This window comes from Bacteroides sp. ET71 (assembly GCF_023336905.1).
Classification (GTDB): Bacteria; Bacteroidota; Bacteroidia; order Bacteroidales; family Bacteroidaceae; genus Bacteroides.
Genome location: NZ_JAMBLS010000038.1, coordinates 1 through 21,801, shown reverse-complemented (window position 1 = coordinate 21,801; position 21,801 = coordinate 1). Strand labels below are relative to the sequence as shown.

Annotated in this window: 21 protein-coding genes; 12 read left to right on the top strand and 9 right to left on the bottom strand. The window is 52.0% G+C overall.

What is annotated here, in order from left to right:
- The first annotated feature begins 374 nt into the window (after positions 1-374).
- The 10 genes from atpD (at position 375) to M3090_RS13660 (ending at position 10,077) form a co-directional block, all read left to right on the top strand.
- Entirely contained in the window at positions 375-1,904 is a 1,530-nt protein-coding gene (gene atpD, locus M3090_RS13705; protein WP_249057237.1) for a F0F1 ATP synthase subunit beta, read from the top strand.
- A 5-nt stretch (positions 1,905-1,909) separates the two neighbouring features.
- Positions 1,910-2,158, top strand: coding sequence for an ATP synthase F1 subunit epsilon (gene atpC / locus M3090_RS13700; RefSeq protein WP_249057235.1), 249 nt, complete (start codon positions 1,910-1,912; stop codon positions 2,156-2,158).
- Positions 2,159-2,183: 25 nt separating this feature from the next.
- Positions 2,184-2,573 carry a hypothetical protein gene (locus M3090_RS13695; protein ID WP_249057232.1) on the top strand — a complete coding sequence of 130 codons (390 nt, stop codon included), beginning with the start codon at positions 2,184-2,186 and terminating at the stop codon, positions 2,571-2,573.
- A gap of 2 nt (positions 2,574-2,575) precedes the next feature.
- Positions 2,576-3,682 (top strand): F0F1 ATP synthase subunit A, encoded by a 1,107-nt coding sequence (gene atpB, locus M3090_RS13690; RefSeq protein ID WP_249057231.1) that lies wholly within the window; start codon positions 2,576-2,578, stop codon positions 3,680-3,682.
- 63 nt (positions 3,683-3,745) lie between these two features.
- Complete coding sequence (atpE, locus tag M3090_RS13685) at positions 3,746-4,003, top strand: ATP synthase F0 subunit C (protein WP_249057229.1); 258 nt, start codon at positions 3,746-3,748, stop codon at positions 4,001-4,003.
- Between the two features lie 80 nt (positions 4,004-4,083).
- Entirely contained in the window at positions 4,084-4,590 is a 507-nt protein-coding gene (gene atpF / locus M3090_RS13680; RefSeq protein WP_249057226.1) for a F0F1 ATP synthase subunit B, read from the top strand.
- Positions 4,591-4,641: 51 nt separating this feature from the next.
- Positions 4,642-5,202 carry a F0F1 ATP synthase subunit delta gene (locus M3090_RS13675; protein WP_249057224.1) on the top strand — a complete coding sequence of 187 codons (561 nt, stop codon included), beginning with the start codon at positions 4,642-4,644 and terminating at the stop codon, positions 5,200-5,202.
- Between the two features lie 83 nt (positions 5,203-5,285).
- On the top strand, positions 5,286-6,872 hold the full coding sequence (gene atpA, locus M3090_RS13670) for a F0F1 ATP synthase subunit alpha (protein ID WP_249057222.1): 1,587 nt from the start codon (positions 5,286-5,288) through the stop codon (positions 6,870-6,872).
- A 12-nt stretch (positions 6,873-6,884) separates the two neighbouring features.
- A complete protein-coding gene (locus M3090_RS13665; RefSeq protein ID WP_249057220.1) occupies positions 6,885-7,775 on the top strand; it encodes a F0F1 ATP synthase subunit gamma in 891 nt (296 codons plus the stop codon).
- Between the two features lie 139 nt (positions 7,776-7,914).
- Complete coding sequence (locus M3090_RS13660; RefSeq protein WP_249057218.1) at positions 7,915-10,077, top strand: HRDC domain-containing protein; 2,163 nt, start codon at positions 7,915-7,917, stop codon at positions 10,075-10,077.
- A gap of 54 nt (positions 10,078-10,131) precedes the next feature.
- On the opposite strand, the gene M3090_RS13655 is transcribed toward M3090_RS13660, so the two are convergent.
- The 3 genes from M3090_RS13655 to M3090_RS13645 form a co-directional block, all read right to left on the bottom strand.
- Positions 10,132-10,677, bottom strand: coding sequence for an occludin (locus M3090_RS13655; protein WP_249057216.1), 546 nt, complete (start codon positions 10,675-10,677; stop codon positions 10,132-10,134).
- An 82-nt stretch (positions 10,678-10,759) separates the two neighbouring features.
- Positions 10,760-11,452 carry a response regulator transcription factor gene (locus M3090_RS13650; protein WP_249057214.1) on the bottom strand — a complete coding sequence of 231 codons (693 nt, stop codon included), beginning with the start codon at positions 11,450-11,452 and terminating at the stop codon, positions 10,760-10,762.
- A 110-nt stretch (positions 11,453-11,562) separates the two neighbouring features.
- Entirely contained in the window at positions 11,563-13,050 is a 1,488-nt protein-coding gene (locus M3090_RS13645) for a sensor histidine kinase (protein ID WP_249057213.1), read from the bottom strand.
- A 317-nt stretch (positions 13,051-13,367) separates the two neighbouring features.
- Between M3090_RS13645 and M3090_RS13640 the strand changes: the two genes are divergently transcribed.
- Positions 13,368-15,461 carry an outer membrane beta-barrel protein gene (locus M3090_RS13640; RefSeq protein ID WP_249057210.1) on the top strand — a complete coding sequence of 698 codons (2,094 nt, stop codon included), beginning with the start codon at positions 13,368-13,370 and terminating at the stop codon, positions 15,459-15,461.
- 46 nt (positions 15,462-15,507) lie between these two features.
- Positions 15,508-15,945, top strand: coding sequence for a hypothetical protein (locus tag M3090_RS13635; RefSeq protein ID WP_249057208.1), 438 nt, complete (start codon positions 15,508-15,510; stop codon positions 15,943-15,945).
- On the opposite strand, the gene M3090_RS13630 is transcribed toward M3090_RS13635, so the two are convergent.
- The 6 genes from M3090_RS13630 to pyrB form a co-directional block, all read right to left on the bottom strand.
- Positions 15,935-17,116: a serine hydrolase domain-containing protein gene (locus tag M3090_RS13630; protein ID WP_249057207.1), complete on the bottom strand. Its 1,182-nt coding sequence runs from the start codon at positions 17,114-17,116 to the stop codon at positions 15,935-15,937. The two genes, M3090_RS13635 and M3090_RS13630, sit on opposite strands and share 11 nt — an antisense overlap.
- Before the next feature lie 114 nt (positions 17,117-17,230).
- A complete protein-coding gene (gene glyA / locus M3090_RS13625) occupies positions 17,231-18,511 on the bottom strand; it encodes a serine hydroxymethyltransferase (protein WP_249057205.1) in 1,281 nt (426 codons plus the stop codon).
- A gap of 226 nt (positions 18,512-18,737) precedes the next feature.
- Positions 18,738-19,481, bottom strand: a complete 744-nt coding sequence (locus M3090_RS13620; RefSeq protein WP_249057203.1) for a porin family protein — start codon at positions 19,479-19,481, stop codon at positions 18,738-18,740.
- 12 nt (positions 19,482-19,493) lie between these two features.
- Complete coding sequence (locus M3090_RS13615) at positions 19,494-20,060, bottom strand: flavin reductase family protein (RefSeq protein ID WP_249057200.1); 567 nt, start codon at positions 20,058-20,060, stop codon at positions 19,494-19,496.
- Positions 20,057-20,515, bottom strand: a complete 459-nt coding sequence (pyrI, locus tag M3090_RS13610) for an aspartate carbamoyltransferase regulatory subunit (protein WP_262918941.1) — start codon at positions 20,513-20,515, stop codon at positions 20,057-20,059. The genes M3090_RS13615 and pyrI overlap by 4 nt, the downstream gene beginning before the upstream one ends.
- An 84-nt stretch (positions 20,516-20,599) precedes the next feature.
- A complete protein-coding gene (pyrB, locus tag M3090_RS13605) occupies positions 20,600-21,544 on the bottom strand; it encodes an aspartate carbamoyltransferase (protein ID WP_249057198.1) in 945 nt (314 codons plus the stop codon).
- Positions 21,545-21,801: the final 257 nt, after the last annotated feature.

Here is a 21,801-nt window from a genome sequence, read left to right as displayed (position 1 = left end):
GTCCGTTTCATTTCAAAAACCGTGTAATTGGCTATATTTCAATAATTTCAAAGAACTATTTATCCACTTTTACGGGACAGTAGTGACTTTAATTTTTAAACAGACTCTTAGTGTTGCTTTGCATACAGTCTTTAATTCTTAAACGATAGGCTCTTATTCTGGATGTTTTTTGTAGTATCCGTGTTAATAAACGTTTTTGAATAAAAGATGGGATGCTTTATAGAGGATGCAAAAAGTTCTTTTTTGTGTTTTTTGGTCAAAAAACATTATTAAAGAGAACAAGTATAGATAATTTCTTTCTAAATTTGTGGGGTAGTTCCATGAGAGATAAAGAGAAGAACTATTTTAGAAACGAAAAAATATAATAATTGCTTATGTCACAGATGATTGGACATATCTCGCAGGTGATTGGACCTGTGGTTGACGTTTATTTTGATGCTCCGGAATCAGAAGCCGAAATGGTGTTGCCGAGCATTCATGATGCGTTGGAAATCAAACGACCCAATGGTAAGCGTTTGATTGTGGAAGTGCAACAGCACATCGGCGAAAATACGGTGCGTACTGTGGCGATGGATAGTACGGACGGACTTCAGCGAGGCATGAAAGCGCGTCCGATGGGTGGACCGATAACGATGCCGATAGGAGACCAAATTAAGGGCCGTCTGATGAATGTGGTAGGTGATACCATTGACGGTATGAAGGAATTGAATCGTGAGGGAGCTTATCCGATCCATCGTGAACCACCTAAGTTTGAAGATTTGACTACGGTGCAAGAGGTGCTGTATACGGGTATTAAGGTGATTGACTTGCTTGAACCGTATAGCAAAGGTGGCAAGATTGGCTTGTTTGGCGGTGCCGGAGTCGGTAAAACCGTATTGATTCAGGAACTGATTAATAATATCGCGAAAAAGCAACACGGCTTTTCTGTGTTTGCAGGAGTCGGAGAGCGTACGCGTGAAGGTAATGACTTGCTGCGTGAAATGATTGAATCGGGAGTTATCCGATATGGAGACGAATTCAAGAAGAGCATGGAGGAAGGCAATTGGGACTTGTCGAAAGTCGATTATGATGAAGTGGCTAAGTCGCAAGTTACTTTGATATTTGGTCAGATGAATGAACCCCCTGGAGCACGTCAGTCCGTAGCTCTGTCCGGCTTGACAGTCGCAGAGTCTTTCCGTGATATGGGAGCAGAGACAGATGGACCACGGGATATCTTGTTCTTTATCGACAACATTTTCCGTTTCACGCAAGCTGGATCTGAGGTCTCTGCTTTGCTAGGACGTATGCCATCGGCTGTGGGATATCAACCAACGTTGGCTACCGAAATGGGTGCCATGCAGGAACGCATTACTTCAACGAAAAATGGTTCTATTACGTCTGTACAGGCTGTGTATGTGCCTGCCGATGACTTGACGGACCCGGCACCTGCTACCACGTTTACGCATTTGGATGCTACTACGGTGTTGGATCGTAAAATTGCTTCTATGGGTATTTATCCGGCTGTAGATCCTTTGGAGTCTACTTCGCGTATATTGGATCCGCATATTGTGGGCAAGGAACATTACGAGGTGGCACAACGGGTTAAACAAATCTTACAGCGTAACAAGGAGTTGCAGGATATTATTTCTATATTGGGCATGGAAGAATTATCGGAGGCTGACCGTGTGCTGGTAAATCGTGCCCGTCGTGTGCAGCGTTTCTTGTCTCAGCCGTTTGCTGTCGCAGAACAGTTCACGGGCGTACCGGGTACGATGGTGAACATTGAGGATACGATTAAAGGATTTAAGATGATTCTGGATGGTGAGGTGGATTACCTGCCGGAACCGGCTTTCCTGAATGTCGGAACTATTGAAGAAGCGATCGAAAAAGGTAAGAAACTGCTGGCTCAGGCAGCGAAAGCATAAGGCATATGGAAAGGTTATTGCATTTGGAAATCTTTTCGCCTGAAAAGGAAATTTTCAGTGGTGAAGTAGAGCATGTGACATTGCCTGGTACAATGGGGTCATTTACTATTTTGCCGCAACATGCGCCTATTATATCTTCGTTGCAAGATGGTGTGTTATCGTATGTGACGGAAACTGGTGAGGAGCATACTGAGAAGGTGAAAGGAGGCTTTGTTGAAATGAATGGCAATAAGGTTTCTGTCTGTGTCAATTGACAAATAGGGGAAAATGAATGTATCTATGCGGAAATATCTGTTTGAAATGGCTTTGCTGACAGTGTTGACAGCAGGGATTGGAGGATGGATATTTCATCTTACGTATCCTGCATTGATGCTGGCTGATTATATGTGGATTCCTGCTTATTATTATGTCATGGGAGCTTTGTTGATGTTCGCTGTGGCAAGGGGCAGCCGGCAAAAGGGCGGGGCTAAGAGAATGTTGCAGCTCTATTTATTGGCACGTATGGGGAAATTGTTTGTTTCTGTGATTGCAATTATGTGCTTCTGCTTGGCAGTTCATATGGAGGTGCCCGTGGTGATTGCATTTATTGTCAACTATTTCGTCTATTTAATGTATGATTCATGGTTTTTCTCGCATTTGGGGAAAAATCAGAAAAGGAAAAACGAATGATTATGAAACGATTACAGACTATACTGATTGGGAGTTTGCTTGCAATGGCGGCCGCTTTGGTCGCTATGCCGGTGCAGGCAGATGAGTCTGCTGCTCCAGAATCTGTTTCCACAGAAGAAGCTGAACCGGTTGATGTGAAGGGCATTGTGTTCGGACATATCGGAGATGCTTACGAGTGGCATATTACAGATATCGGGGAGACTAAACTCATTATTCCTTTGCCTGTTATTGTATATAGTAGTACGACCGGATGGCATTGCTTCCTTTCTTCTCGTCTGGAAGAAAACCACGGTTCGTACGAGGGCTTCTCCATTGCCCCGACAGGCAGCCCTTATGAGGGCAAGTTGGTGGAGCATGATGCAGCCGGTAATGAGGTGCGGCCTTTTGACATCTCTATTACGAAAGTGACATTGGCTTTGTTCATCAACAGTGCGTTATTGTTGGTTATTATATTGAGCGTGGCACGGTGGTATAAGAGGCATCCGAAAGCAAGTGCATCACCAGGTGGATTTGTCGGATGTATGGAGATGTTTATTATGATGATAAATGACGATGTAATAAAGAGTTGTGTCGGGCCTAATTATCGTAAGTTCGCTCCTTACTTATTGACTGCTTTCTTCTTTATTTTCATTAATAACCTGATGGGGTTGATACCTTTCTTCCCTGGGGGGGCCAATGTGACTGGTAACATTGCTGTGACATTTGTCTTGGCCGTGTGCACATTTTTGGCAGTCAATCTTTTTGGAAGCAAGCATTATTGGAAAGATATTTTTTGGCCGGATGTACCTTGGTGGCTGAAGGTCCCTGTTCCCATGATGCCTTTCATCGAACTGTTCGGTATCTTTACTAAGTCGTTTGCCTTGATGATTCGTCTATTTGCCAATATGTTGGCAGGGCATATGGCCATGTTGATACTGACATGCTTGGTATTTATTTCTGCAAGTATGGGACCGGCATTGAACGGGTCGTTGACGGTTGCTTCGGTTTTGTTCAATATCTTTATGAATGCATTGGAGCTATTGGTCGCTTTCATCCAGGCATATGTATTCACGATGTTGTCTGCTGTGTTCATCGGATTGGCACAAGAAGGTAAAGTGGAGACTAAATAGTACGAATAGAAGTGAATGAAGTATTTGTAAATTATTAAATAACCAATTAAAATTTAGAAGATTATGTTATTATCTGTATTATTGCAAGCTGCTGCTGCAGGTGTAGGTGTTACTAAAATGGGTGCGGCAATTGGTGCCGGTTTAGCTGCTATCGGTGCAGGTATCGGTATTGGTAAAATCGGTAGTTCGGCCATGGAGGCCATTGCCCGTCAGCCGGAGGCTTCTGGCGACATCCGTAACAACATGATTATCGCTGCTGCCTTGATTGAAGGTGTTGCCTTGTTGGCAGTAGTCGTATGTCTGTTGACCTTCTTGATGTAATATTAATAATGTTTGGCCTGGAGTCCGGTTGCGTTTTAACACACAACCGGATTATAGGTCATTAAAATTGAATTTTAAGTATGTCATTGTTACTGCCCGATAGTGGTTTGCTGTTTTGGATGCTCTTATCGTTCTTGGTGGTATTCGTGATACTTGCCAAATATGGTTTCCCTGTCATTGTTAAGATGGTGGAAGAACGGAAAGCTTACATTGACCATTCTATGCAAGTGGCCCAAGAAGCCAATGAGAAATTTTCCAAGTTGAAAGAGGAAACTCAGGCTTTGATAACTGCTGCCAATAAAGAACAGGGACGTATTGTAAGAGAAGCCATGGCTGAGCGCGAAAAAATTATAGCAGATGCGCGTAAGCAGGCGGAAGTCGTCGCCCAAAAAGAACTGGATGAGGTGCGAAAACAAATACAGCAAGAAAAAGAGGAGGCCATTCGTGATATTCGCCGTCAGGTTGCGGTATTGTCTGTTGACATTGCAGAAAAGGTGATTCGTAAGAATTTGGATGAAGAACGTGAACAGATGGATATGATAGACCGGATGTTGGATGAGGTGCTTCCTGCAAGTAAGAAAAACTAAAATGTGTGACTTGATAAGGTTCATTGTTGAGTCGTAATTGTTGTAGAGATTATGGATCAAGGAATTATTTCGATGCGATATGCAAAGGCATTGATGAGCTTTGCCCAAGATAAAGGAACGGAAGATGTGGTGTACGAGGAATGTGGTACACTGTCAAGCAATTTTGTTTCTTATCCAAACCTTCATGTAGCTCTTGAGAATCCAATACTGTCTTCCGGAGAAAAATATAAATTGATTTGTGCAGCTACGGTGAAAGACGGAGATATGGATGCTACTTTTACAGATTTTGTAAAGTTGGTGTTGAAGAATCGCCGTGAGCATCTGTTGCAAAGCATGTGCCTTTCGTTTATGGATTTGTACCGTCAAAGTAAACATATAGGTGTGGCTCGTTTGATAACGGCCGTACCGGTGAGTGAGAAGGTGGCCAATCGTATTCGAAATAGTGCCTCTTCCATGTTGCATGCTCGTATGGAGCTGCATACGGAAGTGAATCCTTCTTTGGAAGGTGGTTTCATTTTTGATATAAACGATTATAGATTGGATGCCAGTATCGCTACTCAGTTGAGGAGAGTGAAACAACAATTTATTGACAAAAACAGAAGAATCGTATAACACAAGTGATAAGGCATGTCGTGGCAAAGGGCTGAAAAGCTGAAATGTTCATGCATGTGAACTTTTTTAATTACTCTAATGATATGTTATCAGAAAATATAAAAGTAAGCGAAGTTTCTGATGTCCTTCGTAAGCAATTGGAAGGCATAGATACTCAGGTCTCTCTTGATGAGATCGGTACGGTGCTTCAGGTAAGTGATGGCGTGGCACGTATCTATGGTCTGCGTAACGCCGAAGCGAATGAATTGCTGGAATTTGAGAATGGCGTCATGGGCATCGTAATGAATCTGGAAGAGGATAACGTGGGTGCCGTATTATTGGGACAAACGGATAAGATTAAGGAAGGCTTTACCGTAAAGCGTACCAAACGTATTGCCTCTATTATGGTGGGCGAAAGCATGTTGGGACGTGTAATCGATCCTTTGGGAATGCCTCTTGATGGCAAAGGCTTGATTGGTGGTGAATTATGTGAGATGCCTTTGGAACGTAAGGCGCCGGGAGTAATTTATCGTCAACCGGTGAACCAACCTTTGCAAACAGGCTTGAAAGCGGTGGATGCCATGATTCCTATTGGTCGGGGACAGCGTGAGTTGATCATCGGCGACCGCCAGACGGGAAAAACGGCTATTGCCATTGATACCATTATCAATCAGCGGCATAATTATGAAGCGGGTGATCCGGTTTATTGTATTTATGTAGCTATCGGTCAGAAAGGTTCTACGGTAGCAACTATTGTTAATACATTGCGTCAACACGGAGCCATGGACTATACGATTGTGGTAGCAGCTACTGCTGCTGATCCGGCTGCATTGCAATATTATGCACCGTTTGCGGGTGCTGCTATCGGTGAGTATTTCCGTGATACCGGCCGTCATGCTTTGGTGGTATATGATGACTTGTCCAAGCAGGCTGTTGCTTATCGTGAAGTGTCATTGATTCTGCGTCGTCCTTCCGGGCGTGAGGCTTATCCGGGTGATATCTTCTACCTCCATTCCCGTTTGTTGGAGCGTGCTGCCAAGATTATCAACCAGCAGGAAGTGGCTTGCCAAATGAATGACTTGCCTGACAGCTTGAAAGGCAAAGTGAAAGGTGGTGGTTCGCTGACAGCATTGCCAATCATCGAGACACAAGCCGGCGACGTTTCCGCTTATATTCCGACTAACGTGATTTCTATTACCGACGGACAAATATATCTTGTTACGGACCTCTTCAACCAGGGTAATCGTCCGGCTATTGATGTGGGTATTTCTGTGAGCCGTGTAGGTGGTAATGCCCAGGTGAAAGCCATGAAAAAGGTGGCAGGTACGTTGAAAATCGACCAATCGCAGTACCGAGAATTGGAGGCTTTCACGAAGTTCAGCGGCGATATGGATGCGGTAACTGCTCTTACCATTGACAAGGGCCAGAAGAACACGCGTCTGTTGGTGCAGCCGCAGTACAGCCCGATGCCGGTAGAAAAGCAGATTGCCATTCTGTATTGTGGCACGCACGGTTTGCTGCATGATGTGCCGCTGGATAAGGTGAGTGATTTTGAGCACAGTTTCTTGGAATATCTGGAAGCCAACCATCAGGCTGACATTTTGGATGTATTGAAACAAGGTGTTATCAACGACGAGGTATGCCAGAAGATTGAGAAGGCTGCCGCAATGATTGCAAAACAGTTTAAGTAAATCGGTTAGAACATGGCTTCACTGAAAGAGGTAAAAAACAGGATTAATTCCGTAAAGAGCACGCGCCAGATTACATCTGCTATGAAGATGGTGGCTTCGGCGAAGCTGCACAAGGCACAAGGTCGCATTGCAAGTATGTTGCCTTACCAGCGGAAACTGAACGAGATCCTGACGAATTTTCTTCGTACAGAGGCTTCGTTTGATTCGGCTTATACGGCTCAAAGAGAAGTGTCGCGGGTGGCTATTGTGGCTTGTTCTTCCAACACCTCTTTGTGCGGTGCTTACAATTCAAATGTAGTAAGATTACTTGAAAAGGCCGTTGAAAGTTATCAGTCTCTGGGCAAGGAAAATATTTTGATATATCCAGTGGGAAAGAAAATTGAAGAGGCTGTTGCGAAATTAGGATGTGTCAAGCAGGGTTCGTACCAGAAACTGGTAGATGTGCCGGCTTATACGGATGCTTATCAGTTGGCTGCTGAACTGATGGCCAGTTTTGCAGAAAACAAGGTAGACCGTGTGGAGTTGATTTATCATCATTTCAAGTCTATGGGGTCACAGATACTGGTGCGTGAGAATTATTTGCCGATTGATTTGTCAAAGATGGCTGATGCTATGAGTGATGGTACTGCAGACCAAGCACGTGGGTTCAACAACGATTATATCGTGGAACCTTCGGTGGGCAAGGTGATTTCCGAACTCTTGCCAATGGTGTTGTGCCAGAAGATTTATACGATGTTGCTTGATTCTGTGACTTCTGAACACGCGGCACGAATGATGGCTATGCAGACTGCCACAGACAATGCGGATGATTTGATTCAGGAATTGACCATACAGTATAACAAGACGCGCCAGCAGAGTATTACCAACGAGTTGTTGGATATCATTGGTGGCAGTATGAAATAGGCTTTTCGAGTGATAAAAGAAGGACGGAGGGTATGCTTGTTTGAGGAGCATATTCTCCGTTTTTTTATTTCCTACTTTTTTCTTATTAACAGGAATACTTGTATCTTTACGACTTTAATAATAGGAATGTAACACACAGATGGAACGGAATATTGAGCTGGATTTGGCATGGAAGTTTGTTGAGAGTACGGGTACAAGTCTTTTCTTGACAGGTAAGGCAGGGACGGGGAAGACCACTTTTCTGCATAAATTGCAACGTGAGTCTTCTAAGCGTATGGTGGTTTTGGCTCCTACGGGCATTGCCGCCATGAATGCGGGAGGCATTACTTTACATTCGTTTTTCCAGTTGCCTTTTGCACCTTATGTTCCGGAGAGCTCATTTCAGGCCGAGGGGGATGTTTCTTACTATTTTCGTTTCAGCAAGGAGAAGATAAGGATTATGAATAGTATCGATTTGCTGGTGATAGACGAAATCAGTATGGTGCGGGCGGATGTGCTGGATGCTGTCGATGCTGTGTTGAGGCGTTATCGTAGGAACAGGCTGCCATTTGGTGGGGTGCAACTGTTGATGATTGGTGATTTGCAGCAGTTGGCTCCGGTGGTGAAGGAGGATGAGTGGAAGTTGTTGTCCCGGTATTATCAGACTCCTTATTTTTTCTCTTCCAAGGCTCTGCAGGATACGTTGTATTTCACGATAGAGCTGACGACTGTCTACCGGCAGAAGGATGACCGTTTCTTGAGGATGTTGAACAGTATTCGTGAGAACTGTTTTGATGACGAGGTCCTGAGGGCTTTGAACAGCCGTTATATGCCTCATTTTAATCCTGCCAAGGAAGAGGGGTATATTCGGCTGGTGACGCATAACGTGCAGGCGCAGCGTATCAACAATTATGAGCTGGAGCGCCTGCCGGGGCGTTCTTTTGCATTTGAGGCTACGGTTGAGGGCAAGTTTCCGGAGTATTTGTATCCTACGGAGAAGATGCTGGAGGTGAAGTGTGGCGCGCAGGTGATGTTTGTAAAGAATGACACGAGTGGCGCGCACCGTTATTGCAATGGTACGATTGGCGAGGTCGTGTCGGTATCGTCTGAGGGCATGGAGGTGCGTTGTTTGCAGACGGATGTCGTGCTGGCTTTGCAGCCTGAGGAGTGGGCGAATGCCCGTTATGCTTTGGATGAGGAGACAAAAGCCATTACTGAAAAGGTGGAGGGGACTTTCCGGCAATATCCGGTGAAGCTGGCGTGGGCCATTACGGTGCATAAGAGCCAGGGGCTGACTTTCGACAGGGCTATTATTGATGTGGGAAATTCGTTTGCTCATGGGCAGACTTATGTCGCTTTGAGCCGTTGCCGCACTTTGGAGGGGTTGGTCTTGAGCTCGCCTGTGTCGGCCAAAGCGATTATCAATGACGGGACGGTGGCTGCTTTCACTGAGAAGGCCCGCGAGATGAATCCTACAGAGCGTTTCCCGGTTTTGCAGCGGGCGTATTTCAGGGAGTTGTTGGATGAACTGTTCGGGTTTCAGCCTTTGTTGCGTTCGTTCAGGCATTATGTACGCTTGTTGGATGAGCATTTGTATCGTCTTTATCCGAAGCAGTTGGAGGCTTGCCGGGCGGAGTTGCTCAGGCTGGAAGAGCGCGTAGGGCGGGTGGCGGAGCGTTTCGCCGTCCAATACGTCCGTATGGTGGAGGAGTGTGCGGATTATGAGCATGACGAAGCTTTGCAGGGGCGGATTCATGCGGCGGCCCGGTATTTTGGCGATGAACTCAGACCGTTGTATGCGGTGGCCGTGCGCAAGCCTTTGGATACGGACAACAGGCAGTTGAGGAAACAGTTGACGGCTGCTTACGAGGATTTGCGGGACTGTTACCGGTTGCAGGCAGACTTGTTGGCATTTGTTCGTGAGTCTGGTTTTGCGGTGTCTGCCTATCTGAAGCAGAAGGCTTTGCTGGTGTTGGAATATGCCGGGACGCCCATCCGTGTCAGGGAAGATGCGCGGCGGATGGGGGTGGCTGCTGCCGCTCCGGGGGCGGAAGTTGCTTCGGACGACATCCTTCATCCGGAATTGTTCGAGCGCCTGCGTGCCTGGCGCAATGCCGAGGCCGGTCGCCTCAACCTGCCGGCTTACAGGGTGTTCTCCCAAAAGGCTCTGGTTGGCATCAGCAATCTTTTGCCGACAGATGCCACCATGCTGCGGCGCATCCCCCACGTCGGACCGAAGGGGGTGGAGAAGTATGGCGAAGAGGTGCTGGCTCTGGTGCGCGCCTATCGGGAGGAGAAGGGGCTGGAGGTTTCCCTCGTTTGAGGGGGTACTTTTTTCCCGGGGTAGGGAACGCCTTACTTCCCGGGGTAGGAAAAATCAGAATGGATTCTCGCGTCCGCGCTGCACTTCGACGCGGATGCCGAACGAGCCGTCTTGCGACTTCAGCTCGAAAGCGCCCTTGAAGTTGTTGCGCTGCCAGGGCAGGGCCGAAGGATTGGGCACGCGCCGCCCGTCGGCATCGTATTCGCCGTAGGTGTTGAGCATCCAGCCGTTTTTCAGCCGGACACTGCGCATTTGCAGGGTGGTGGGTGTGCCCCAGAAACCGTAGTAGGGTGAGGCGAACATCGGCCACGTGCTTTGCGAGTAGATGGCATCCGTCTGCGGGCGGAGCAGGAAGCTGTAGTCCTTGCTCGCGTCGGGCACCGTCAGTTTGAAGTTGCTCAGGCTGGGACGTTCGGGCAAGTTCATCGCGCCCATGTCCAGCAGGAATCCGCCATAGCTCTTGACGGTGGAAGGCAGGAGAGAAGAACCGGCATCTGCTGCGGCGGGAGGAACGTCGAGCGTGTCCGCCTTCACCTCGCTTTGGGCGTGGAGCAGGATGGCGCCGGCCAGGAATAAAGTCAGTAATACGATGCGTTTCATATCTCCGGTTTCATTGTTGGGTTACCGGGCAAAGTTACTCCTTTCCCTCGAATCGGGGAAATCCTTTCACATTATTTGTCGCTTAGTTCACGATGAGCTTGTAGCCGATGCCGCGCACGTTCACAATCCGTATCCGTTCGTCCCGGTTCAGCTTATGGCGCAATTTGGTGATGAACACGTGCAGGCTCCGCTGGTTGAAGAAGGAGTCGTCTCCCCACAAGTCGAGGAGGATGTCGCGCATGTCCACTACCTGGTCTTGATGCTCGCAGAGGCGGCGCAGGATTTCGCTCTCGCGGTGGCTCAACTCCGTCTCTGTGCCGTTATGGTGGAGGCGTTGGGTGCGGGGCGTGAAGAGATAAGCGCCCACTTCGTATGCCTCGCGCCGGGTGGGGGAGGCCTCTGTGCGGATGGCTCGTCCCAGCAGCGCCTTGATGCGCACAATGAGTTCCTGCATGCCGAACGGCTTCTTCAGATAGTCGTTGGCGCCCAGCTCGAAGCCTTCCACCACGTCGTTGACGGCCGAGCGGGCGGTGAGAAACAATACCGGCGTCACGGCATCGCTCCGGCGGATGCGGCGCACCATCTCGAAGCCGTCCATGCGGGGCATCATCACGTCGGCCACCAGCACGTCGGGCTTTTCGTGGAAGAAGCATTGCAACCCCTCCTCTCCGTCTTTGGCCAAGCGGATGCGGAAGCCCTGTCCTTCCAGCGTGTCTTTGATAATCATGGCCAGGGTCTGTTCGTCCTCGACCAGCAATACGTGTATAGGATCCATAAGACTGATAATTTCGTAACGGTTAATGATAAATGGTTAATGGTTAATACGTGATAAGATGGCTCATGTACAGCCTATTAACCATTTATCATTAAGCATTGACCATTATTTTATATTCTTATCACAAACTCGCTTCCCCTCCCCGGCTCGCTCTGCACCTCCACCGTGCCGCCGTGCCGCTCGACCATCGTCTTGACATAGTAGAGGCCGAGGCCGTAGCCTTTCACGTCGTGCAGGTTTCCCGTGTGGACGCGGTAGAACTTGTCGAACACGCGGGGGAGTGTATCCTTGGGGATGCCGATGCCTTTGTCTCGCACAGAGAGGACGAATGTCCCGTCTTCCTTGCGTCCTTCTATCTTCACGTCCGCGCTTTCGGCGGAGTACTTGATGGCGTTGTCCAGCAGGTTGCTCACGATGTTGCAGAAGTGGGTGCGGTCGGCTGTGACGGTCAGGTCGGGCGGCATGATGTGCCAGGCGATGTGCACGGGCTTGTCGGCTTTCAGCTTGTGTTGCTCGACAAGGGGGGCGATGGCTTCGCCCGCGGCAAAGGTCGTGGGGTGCAGGCGGAAGGTCTTGCGCCGCTCCATCGACATGGAGAGAATCTGCTCCACCAGCCCGCCGAGAATCTTCAGTTGTTCCTGGCAGACGTGCAGGTAGCGGTTGCGTTTGGCTGCGTCGGCATCTGCACCGAAGTTCAGCAGGGCGTCGTTGGCGGCGTAGGCCACGGCGATGGGCGTCTTCAGTTCGTGGGTGATGTTGTTGGTGAAGTCGTCCTTCATCTCCTCCAAGGTGCGTTGGCGCAGCAGGATGCGGATGAGGTACCAGAAGGAGAACCCCAGCACCACCAGGATGAAGGCCGATGTGGCCAGTATGCCCGCCATCTGCCGGAGCACGAGGCCGTCCACCGGCTCCATGGTGAGGCGGTAGAGCCAATGGTTGTGCAGGTCGTAGGCATAATCGTAGGTCACGGCCCGGGGCGATGGCACATATCCCTGCGTGCCGCCCACGGCCAGCGTGTCGGTGAACACATGGCTGGAGTCGTAGGTCTCGCCCCGGTGCAGATGCTCCAGGCGATAATCGGCCGTGATATCCGCCTGTCTCAACTCTTCGGCCAGCAGGCTGTCGTAAGCCTGGAAGTCAGGGTCGTTCAATACATCCAGGCCGCCGTGCAGCCCGCGTTGGAAGTATGCGGCCAGTTCCTGCATCGTGTTCTTCCGTCCGAAGAGGAAGCCCATGTCGCTGGTGTGCAGGGACGACTGCATGTGGGCCGTGTCCTTCACGCTCTGCTGCGTCAGGTTGATGAGCGTGGAGTCGCCCTTCTGTTCGGTGACGATGGTGCGGCTCTCCACGTAGGGAGTATCGTTGTTGAACCCGGCGTTGACGGACACCTCGCCGTGTTCGGTAGAGTCCCGATCCAGCCGGTCGATGCGGAGGATGATTTCGTTGTAGTCGCTCACGCGCAAGGCTTCGGTGATGTTGCGCTCCACGGCCTGCCGTTGCGTGCGGTAGAGGTTCACCAGCCAGTAGGCCTGGTAGGCGAAGATGGCCGCGAGCGAGAGGACGACCACGAGGGCGATGTATTTCGAGGGGAGTTTCATGCCTGCAAAATTACAGCCTTTTGCCCTATATTCATCCGTTTGATAAGACTAAATAACACTTCCGGTAAGACTTGGTAAGCCGCTTCCTGCCTATCTATCGGGAGAGAATGTCGTACTTTGTGCCGTCCTTCTGACGGAGGAAGGAGAACCTCATTCCATAGTAGGATTGAAAGAGGTGCCACTGATTCCTGGTAAAGGTGCCACTGATTTCCGGTTGAGTTCGTATGTAGGCCATCTCCGGATACCGTCAAGGCAGGGCCTAAGTAGATAGGCTGATGTGGAAAAGAGTATAACTAATAACTAAAATGAGGATAAGCATGAAACGAATGACCCTATGGGCGCTTGCCTTGCTAAGTGTGCAAGTGCTGGATGCGCAAGAAGTGAAGACGGACAGCCTCTGGGCGGACAGCCTGGTGCAGACGTTGCCCGAGGTGATGGTGACGGGCGAGCGCCCCATGGTGCGCGCCAAGGCCGGGAAGCTGGAGTATGACCTGCAAAGGATCATCGAGGGCAAGCCCGTGGACAACATCTACGACGCCTTGAAGGAGCTGCCGGGCGTGACGGAGATGAATGGCGGGCTGACTCTCGGCGCGCGGGGCGTGACCATCGTGTTGGACGGCAAGGTGACGAACATGAGCACGGAGCAGCTGTATGCCTTGCTGAAGTCGATGCCCGCCGACCGCATCGAGCGGGTGGATGTGATGTTCAACGCTCCGGCCCGTTACCAGGTGCGCGGCGCGATGATAGACGTCCGCCTCCGTCATCGCATCGGCGACCCCGGCACGGTGCAGGGCGAGGCCTACGGCAAATACGACCAGAGCCACGGGGCCAGTTTCCAGGAGCGCGCCTCCTTATTATATGATGGTGGACGATTCTCTCTCGACCTTCTTTACTCGCACGACCACGGCAAGGGCTTCAACACCACCGACAAGGAGGCGCGCCACTGGCAGGAGGCTACGGACGAGACGCACCTCATCGAGAACCACGAGGTGGCGCGCAGCCGCAGCCATACGCACAGCTTCCGGCTGGGGGCGGACTATGAGATAGGGAAAGACCACGACCTCTCCTTCGTCTACAACGGCGCGTATGGCACCAGCCACACCAATCAGCACACCACGGGCACGCAGACAGCCACCAACCGGAGCACGCAGACCTCGTGGCTGCACAACGGCCGTCTGGACTATCGCACGCCCGTCGGCCTCAGTGCAGGGGCAGAGTTCACGTGGTATCGCACGCCTGGCGACCAGTTCCTCCACAGCGAGATGGAGGGCGAGCGGATGGACTTCTACACCACCGACCTGCAACGCATCAACGCCTGGAAGTTCTACCTCTCGCAGGAGCATTCGCTGAAGAACGGCTGGGGACTGAACTACGGGGCGATATATACGACGAGTGTGGACAACTCCAGCCAATACTATTTTAATGAAGAATTAGGAATGAAGAATGAAGAATCCGAGTTGCCGCCGGACATGCGGTCACGCCGCAGGGAACAGGCGCTCAACCTCTATGTCGGGTTCAACAAGAGCTTCGGGCGGAAGTGGATGCTGGACGTCTCGTTGGCGGGTGAGCGCTACAAGACGCCCGTGTGGGACGAGTGGGATGTCTATCCCGTGCTGAACCTGACTTACCTGCCCAAGCCGGGCCATATCCTGCAACTTTCCTTCAGCAGCGACAAGGAATATCCGGAGTATTGGGCGGTGCAGAATGCCGTGTCCTACTTGGGCGGCGGCTACTCCGAGATACAGGGCAACCCGCTGCTGAAGCCCGAGAAAGACTACCAACTTTCGCTGAGCTACATCTTGAAGTCGAAGTACGTTTTCTCTTTCTGGTTCGACCACAACAAGGACATGTCCATGCAGACCCTCTACCAGTCGCCGGAGAAGTTGCTGGAGATATACAAGTCTCTGAACTTCGACTTCCGGCAACAGGCAGTCGTGCAGGTCTCAGTCCCCTTCAAGGTCGGCCAGTGGCTTGACTCGCGCCTCACCCTGGTGGGCATGTGGCTGCGCGACAAGGACTCCGACTTCTATGACCTGCCCTTCGATCGCCGTACATTGGCGGGTGTCGCCGTGCTGAACGCTACCTTCAAGCTGCCCGTCAAGCCCGACCTTCGCCTGACGCTTAACGGCTTCTGCCAGACCGGGGCCATACAGGGCATCTACGACCTGCCCACCAGCGGCAATCTCGACCTTGGCCTGCGTTATGCCTTTGCCGGGGGCAACTGCATCCTCACGGCTTGGTGCAAAGACATCTTCCAGACGGCCGGCATCGACCCGCAGATACGCTACGGCCGCCAGTGGGTGACGAACGATTACTCGTGCTTCCGTTCGGTGGGCCTCTCCTTTGCCTGGAAGTTCGGCGGCTATCAGGAGAAGAAAAGGGAAGGGGTGGACACGTCGCGCTTCAAATAGAATCCTTATCTTTGCAGGCAAGAAAAAACAGCTAACGACATGAATCATGGATATTGCAAACTGGTTTAAGGGCTTTGAAAAGGGGATAGAACGTCTCACTGCTGAAGAAAAGGAGCGTTTCTTCTCTGAGTGTGGGAAGAATTGTGTGAACAGCGGCGTGCTTGCTGTTTACAGAGGGCTATATGAGGATGCTCAAGGCGATATGGATACTTTCTTTTTGAAAGCCAATGAATTGCCTGGCGTCAGGGGTGAAGTGGTGGAGCCAGGGCAGGTGTATCATCTCTGTTTCTTGGAGTGTACCTGCGGGTTATGTAAGGAGGGGTACGTGAATACCCCTCTGCTATGTGAGTGCTCCCGCCAGAGTGTGCTTTATTCGTTGCGCTGTTTATGGAAAGATACCGATTTCCGTGTGACGCTCTCTCATTCTATTCTGCGGGGTGCCGGCGATTGCAACATGCGGATAGAAGTGGTTCCTACCCTTTAATCTTGTCCTTATTTTCTTCGTCCAGTATCTTCATGGCGATGTCTAGATACCGCGTCATGTCCACGGTGAACGGCCCTTCGTAGACATCGTGCCGTTTGCGCCCCAAACGCACGACGATGGCCTCTCGCGACGGGATGGCGAAGATGTATTGCCCTAACATTCCTCTCATGCAGGGGAGCACCTCGCCCCGGTAGGGGAAGAGCCACGTCTGGCGGCCGTAGTAGGAGAGAGAATCACGTCCCCATTGGTCTTTCAAGTAAGAGGCGGGGCGCATCAGTTCGTCCATGTAGCTGGTTGACACGAGTTGCCGGCCGTCCCAGTTGCCGTGCCGGAGCAGGAGTCGTCCGAAGCGGGCGGCGTCGCGTGCTGTGGTGTGGAAGCAGCAGAAGGCTTTCTCATCGCCTCCGGCCTTGTCCAGCAGCCAGTAGGCGTCGCGTTCGGCTTGCATCGGTTTCCAAAGTTTCTCTTCGGCATACTTGCTCAGAGTTTGACCCGTGGCGGCTTCAAGTGCGAAGGCCAGCAACTGTGTCTCGCCGCTTCGGTAGGAGAATTGCACGCCGGGCGCTTCTGTCACGTCCAGTTGGGTGACCAGATCGTAGAGGTCGTCGCCGTAGTATCCATGTGTAGTGACGGAGAAGAGCGAGGCGTAGGCTTCGTCCCAGGCCATACCCCCGCTCATGGTCAGGAGGTGGCGCAGGGTGACGTCGGCCTGGCGTCCGCGAGTATAGGCGGGCAGGTAGCGCGACACGGGATCGTCGAGGCTGTGTATTTTTCCTTCGTCGAGGGCTATGCCGGTCAGCAGGCCGACGATGGTCTTCGTGGCGGAGTAGAGGTTGGAGGTCAGGGTGTCGTTCCACCCGTCGCGGTACGACTCGAAGAGGAGACTGTCGCGGCTGACGACGAGGAAGGCGACGGTGTGCAGTGAGTCTAGGTAGGCCTCGTCGGCGGGGCTGAGGCGGCTGCGGTTGTAGGCCGCGGCGTGGGGCCAGAGGCGGACGTGGGCGGGGGCGTGGCGCACGGTGTCGCGGTGGAACGTCTCGAGGTCGTCGATGACGGGCATCAGGTGGATGAGCGCCTGGCGGGCGTAGTGCGGCAGGCACAGGTAGGCGGCCAGCGTGAGCAGCAGGGCGGCGGCCGTCAGCAGGAGGGTTCGTGTTCGGTTTCGTTTCATAAGATTTTAATGAGACAAAAAAGCCCCACAGTCCGTCTCTGTCGGAGAGGCATCTGCGGGGCTGTGTGGCGGCTATTTGCCGTTATGTTTCATGTTTCATTCTTCACGCTTCGTTCAGTAGGCAAAGAGCGGGTAAGCCTTCATCGTCTCATTGACGCGGGCGCGTACTTGTGCGATGACCGCTTCGTTGTCCACGTTGCCGAGCACGGTTTCTATCATCTCGGCAATCTCCAGCATCAGGTCCTCCTTGGCGCCGCGTGTGGTAATGGCGGGCGTGCCCAGGCGGATGCCCGAGGTCTGGAAGGCCGAGCGCGTGTCGAAGGGCACCATGTTCTTGTTTACCGTGATGTCGGCCGACACCAGTGCCTTTTCAGCCACCTTGCCCGTCAGGTCAGGATACTTCGTGCGGAGGTCCACCAGCATTGAGTGGTTGTCCGTGCCTCCGCTGACGATGCTGAATCCGCGGTCGATGAGGGCCTGGGCTAGCGTGGCGGCGTTCTTTTTCACCTGCATGGCATATTCCTTCCACTCCGGTTGCAGGATTTCGTTGAAAGCCACGGCCTTGGCGGCGATGACATGCTCCAGCGGTCCGCCCTGTATGCCGGGGAAAACGGCCGAGTCTAGCAACTGCGACATCATCTTCACCTCGCCCTTCGGCGTCGTCTTGCCCCAAGGGTTGGGGAAGTCCTTGCCCATCAGGATGATGCCACCGCGCGGTCCGCGCAGTGTCTTGTGGGTGGTGGAGGTGACGATGTGGGCATACTTCACGGGATTGTCCAGCAGACCTGCGGCGATAAGCCCGGCGGGATGGGCCATGTCAATCATGAGGATGGCGCCTACCTTGTCGGCGATGTCGCGCATACGGCGGTAGTCCCATTCACGTGAGTAGGCTGAACCTCCGCCGATAATCATCTTGGGGCGTTCTCGCAGGGCGATTTCCTCCATTTGGTCATAATCCACACGGCCCGTTTCTTTATTCAGGTTGTATTCGCAGGGCGTGTAGAGGATGCCCGACGTGTTGACGTGCGAGCCGTGCGACAGGTGTCCGCCATGAGCCAGATTGAGGCCCATGAACTTGTCGCTGGGGTTGAGCACGGCCAGGAATACGGCAGCGTTGGCTTGTGCGCCCGAGTGGGGTTGCACGTTGGCCCATTCGGCGCCGAATATCTGTTTGATTCGTTCGATGGCCAGGCGTTCGCTCTCGTCCACCACTTCGCATCCGCCGTAGTAGCGTTTGCCGGGGTAGCCTTCAGCATATTTGTTGGTCAGGCAGGAGCCCATGGCCTGCATCACTTCGTCGCTCACAAAGTTTTCAGAGGCAATCAGTTCGATGCCCTTCAACTGGCGTTGGTGTTCTTTTTCGATGATGTCGAAAATCAAGTCGTCTCGTTTCATTTGTATCTAAATTAATGATGATTTAATAGTTGATAAAGGAATGAGTTAACAAGACAATAAGGTCTTGTAATAGTTGATAAGTTGACGAGTTGACAAGGAATAAGCTCTGTTCCTCGTGGCCTTGTTAACTCGTCGTTCCCTTGTCAACTAAGTTCCCATTCTCGCTTCGTTTGCAAAGGTAGGACAAATAAATGAATTGCAGGAAAGAATCGACGGGAATTTGCGTCTAAAAGAAGATGCCGAGTGAGAAACTCAGCACGTTGTCCCGTCGGCGGTAACTCACTGCATATTCGTCCGTCTCCTCGGGAGTGGGAGTGTATGTTACGCCTTCGGACATGTTCAGCAGGCCGATGTCATAACGGAAGTCGAAGAATATGCGTGAAATGGCGACGGCCACGCCCAGCGTGAAGCTCACATTGAGTGGGCGTAGGCTTTCGTGGAGGTCTTCTACATCGAAATTCCGGAACGTCACCTTGCTTTTGTGCCTCCAGATGTAGCGTATCTTGGGTCCGCCGAATACGGACATGGCATAAGGGCCTGTTTTGATGAAGTTGTAGCCATAGATGACAGGGATGTCGATGCTGTGTATTTTCGATTCAATGTAGGCCGTGCTGCTTGTTTGTGAACCTATGACCATGTCTTGGTCTTGGGGCTTGTTGAAGTTGACGCCACATTGGTTGACGTTGTATGACACTTCCGGTTGAAGGAAATGCCGGCCGAAGTTGATGCGCATGAAGATGGAAGCGAAATAACCTACCTTGTAGTCGTTTTGTACTTGTTCGATGGGCACGCCTCCGATGCTGAAATCGTTCAGCAGGGAGAGGGCGGCGGTGAAGCCGGCCTTTGCACCGAAGTTGGTGGAGATGGCCATGTCTTGTTCTTTGGGCGTGGAGCTTTGGGGCTGGCCGGCGAGGGGGGCAGAGGCGAACAGGAGCATGCCGAAGCTGATGAGTAGGTGGCAGATGCGCATGTTTTCGGAGAATTATTTTTTCTTTTCTACCGACCAGCCGAATTTGCCCACAGGTGTGCCCAGGCCGTAGTAGTGGCCATGTACGTAAACCAGCGGGTCGGCGGCAGCCAGTTCGAATTTGCCAGTGTCGGGGTTGAGGTAACGGTCGTCGGCGCGCACATTGACTACGTCGGCGATAAACATGTCGTGCGAGCCCAGCGAGAGGATTTCCTTGACACGACATTCGATGCATAGGGGCGATTCTTCCACCAGGGGGGCGCTGACCACGGTGCACCGGCCGGGGGTGAGGCCCATCTCGCTGAACTTGTTGTAGTCGCGTCCGGAGCGTACGCCGCACCAGTCGGTGGCGCGGGCCATGCCGGTGGTGGTGAGGTTGATGACGAACTCCATGCGGCGCCGGATGATGTCGTAGGAGTGTCGTTCGGGGCGCACGGAGATGTAGCACATCGGCGGGTTGGTGCAGAGGGTGCCTGTCCAAGCTACGGTCAGGAGGTTGTACTCGTCGGGTGTGCTCCCGCAGCTCACCAGGACGGCGGGCAGGGGGTATATCATGGTGCCGGGTTTCCAGTCTTGTTTCATAGCAGCGTGATGTCTTTCCTCTCCTGTTCCTTCTCACAATAGTGGCACCGGATGACGCATTGGTCTTTGTCGATGACGTGGAAGCGTGTGGGCATGGGTTCGTTGTTGGTGATGCACTGCGGGTTGGCGCACTTGACGATGCCGATGAGTTCGTCGGGCAGGGTGAGTTCGCGTTTCTCTACCACTTCGTAGTTGCGGATGATGTTCAGCTTGACGTTGGGGGCTACGACGGCGATGCGGTTTATCTCGTCGTCGGTGAAGAATTTGTCGGCTATCTTGATGATGCCTTTCTTGCCCAGTTTCTTGCTCTGGAGGTTGAAGCCGATGGTGATGTTGTTGCTCATGTGCTCCAGGCCGAGGAGGGATACTACGGTGAAGAGCTTTTCGGAGGGTATGTGGTCGATGACGGTGCCGTTCTCCAGTGCGGCTACCTGTAGTTCTTTTTTGTCGTTCATAATTGAATCTTTTTAGTTGACGAGGTGACAAGTCGACGAGGCTACGAGGTCGCCCTTGTTGCCTGACGCCTTGTCCTCTGTTGTTTACTGAATAGGGGTGTCGCGCCGCACGTCGTCCAGTGTGATGCCGAGCACGTCGCACAGGATGGCCTGGCGTGCGTAGAGTCCGTTCTGTGCCTGCTGGAAGTAGTATGCCTGCGGGGTTTCGTCGACGTCGTAGGCTATTTCGTTGACGCGGGGCAGGGGGTGTAGGATGCGCAGGTTGGGGCGGGTGTGGGTGAGCATCTTGGCGCGGAGGATGTAGACGTTCTTCACGCGTTCGTACTCCATGAGGTCGGTGAAGCGTTCGCGCTGCACGCGGGTCATGTAGAGGATGTCTGCCCGGTTGATGGTGTCTTCGGTGAAGTCTGTGTGCTCTTCGAAGCGGATGCCGTGCTCGCGGCAGTAGAGTTTGTATTCCTCGGGCATCTGGAGTTCGCGGGGGGCGATGAAGTGGAAGGTGGGGTTGAAATGCCGCATGGCCATGAGCAGGGAGTGGACGGTGCGGCCGTATTTCAGGTCGCCCACGAGGCAGATGTCGAGGTTTTCCAGCGTGCCTTGTGTCTTGTAGATGGAGTAGAGGTCGAGCATGGTCTGCGAGGGGTGTTGGTTGGCTCCGTCGCCGGCGTTGACGATGGGCACGTCGGTCACCTCGCTGGCGTAGCGTGCGGCTCCTTCGAGGTAGTGGCGCATGACGATGATGTCGGCATAGTTGCTTACCATCTTGATGGTGTCTTTCAGCGTTTCGCCCTTGGACGAGCTGGTGGCCTTGGGGTCGCTGAAGCCGATGACGCGGGCGCCGAGGCGGTTGGCGGCCGTCTCGAAGCTGAGGCGTGTGCGGGTGGAGGGTTCGAAAAATAGGGTGGCTACGACCCGTCCGTCCAGCAGGTGCCGGTTGGGACGTGCCTCAAATTCCTTGGCCATGTCCAGCATGTAGAGGATTTTCTCCTTGCTGTGTTCGGCGATGGTGACTAAACTTCTGTTTTCCATATTGTTGGTGTGATTGTCTTTTTCGAGAGCGTAAAGATAGGCATTTCCCGTGTGTTTTGGAAATTTGTGGGGGAAAAAGTTTTCTCGGGTGCCGTCCGTCCCCCTCTCACCGGCGGCCTTTGCCGGTGTCGGTGGCGGACTGTCCTATATAAAGTATGATACTTTACGACATAAGGTATCATACTTTAATAGATAAAGTATGATACTTTATTATAAAAGGTATGATACTTTAATATGTAAAGTATGATACTTTATCT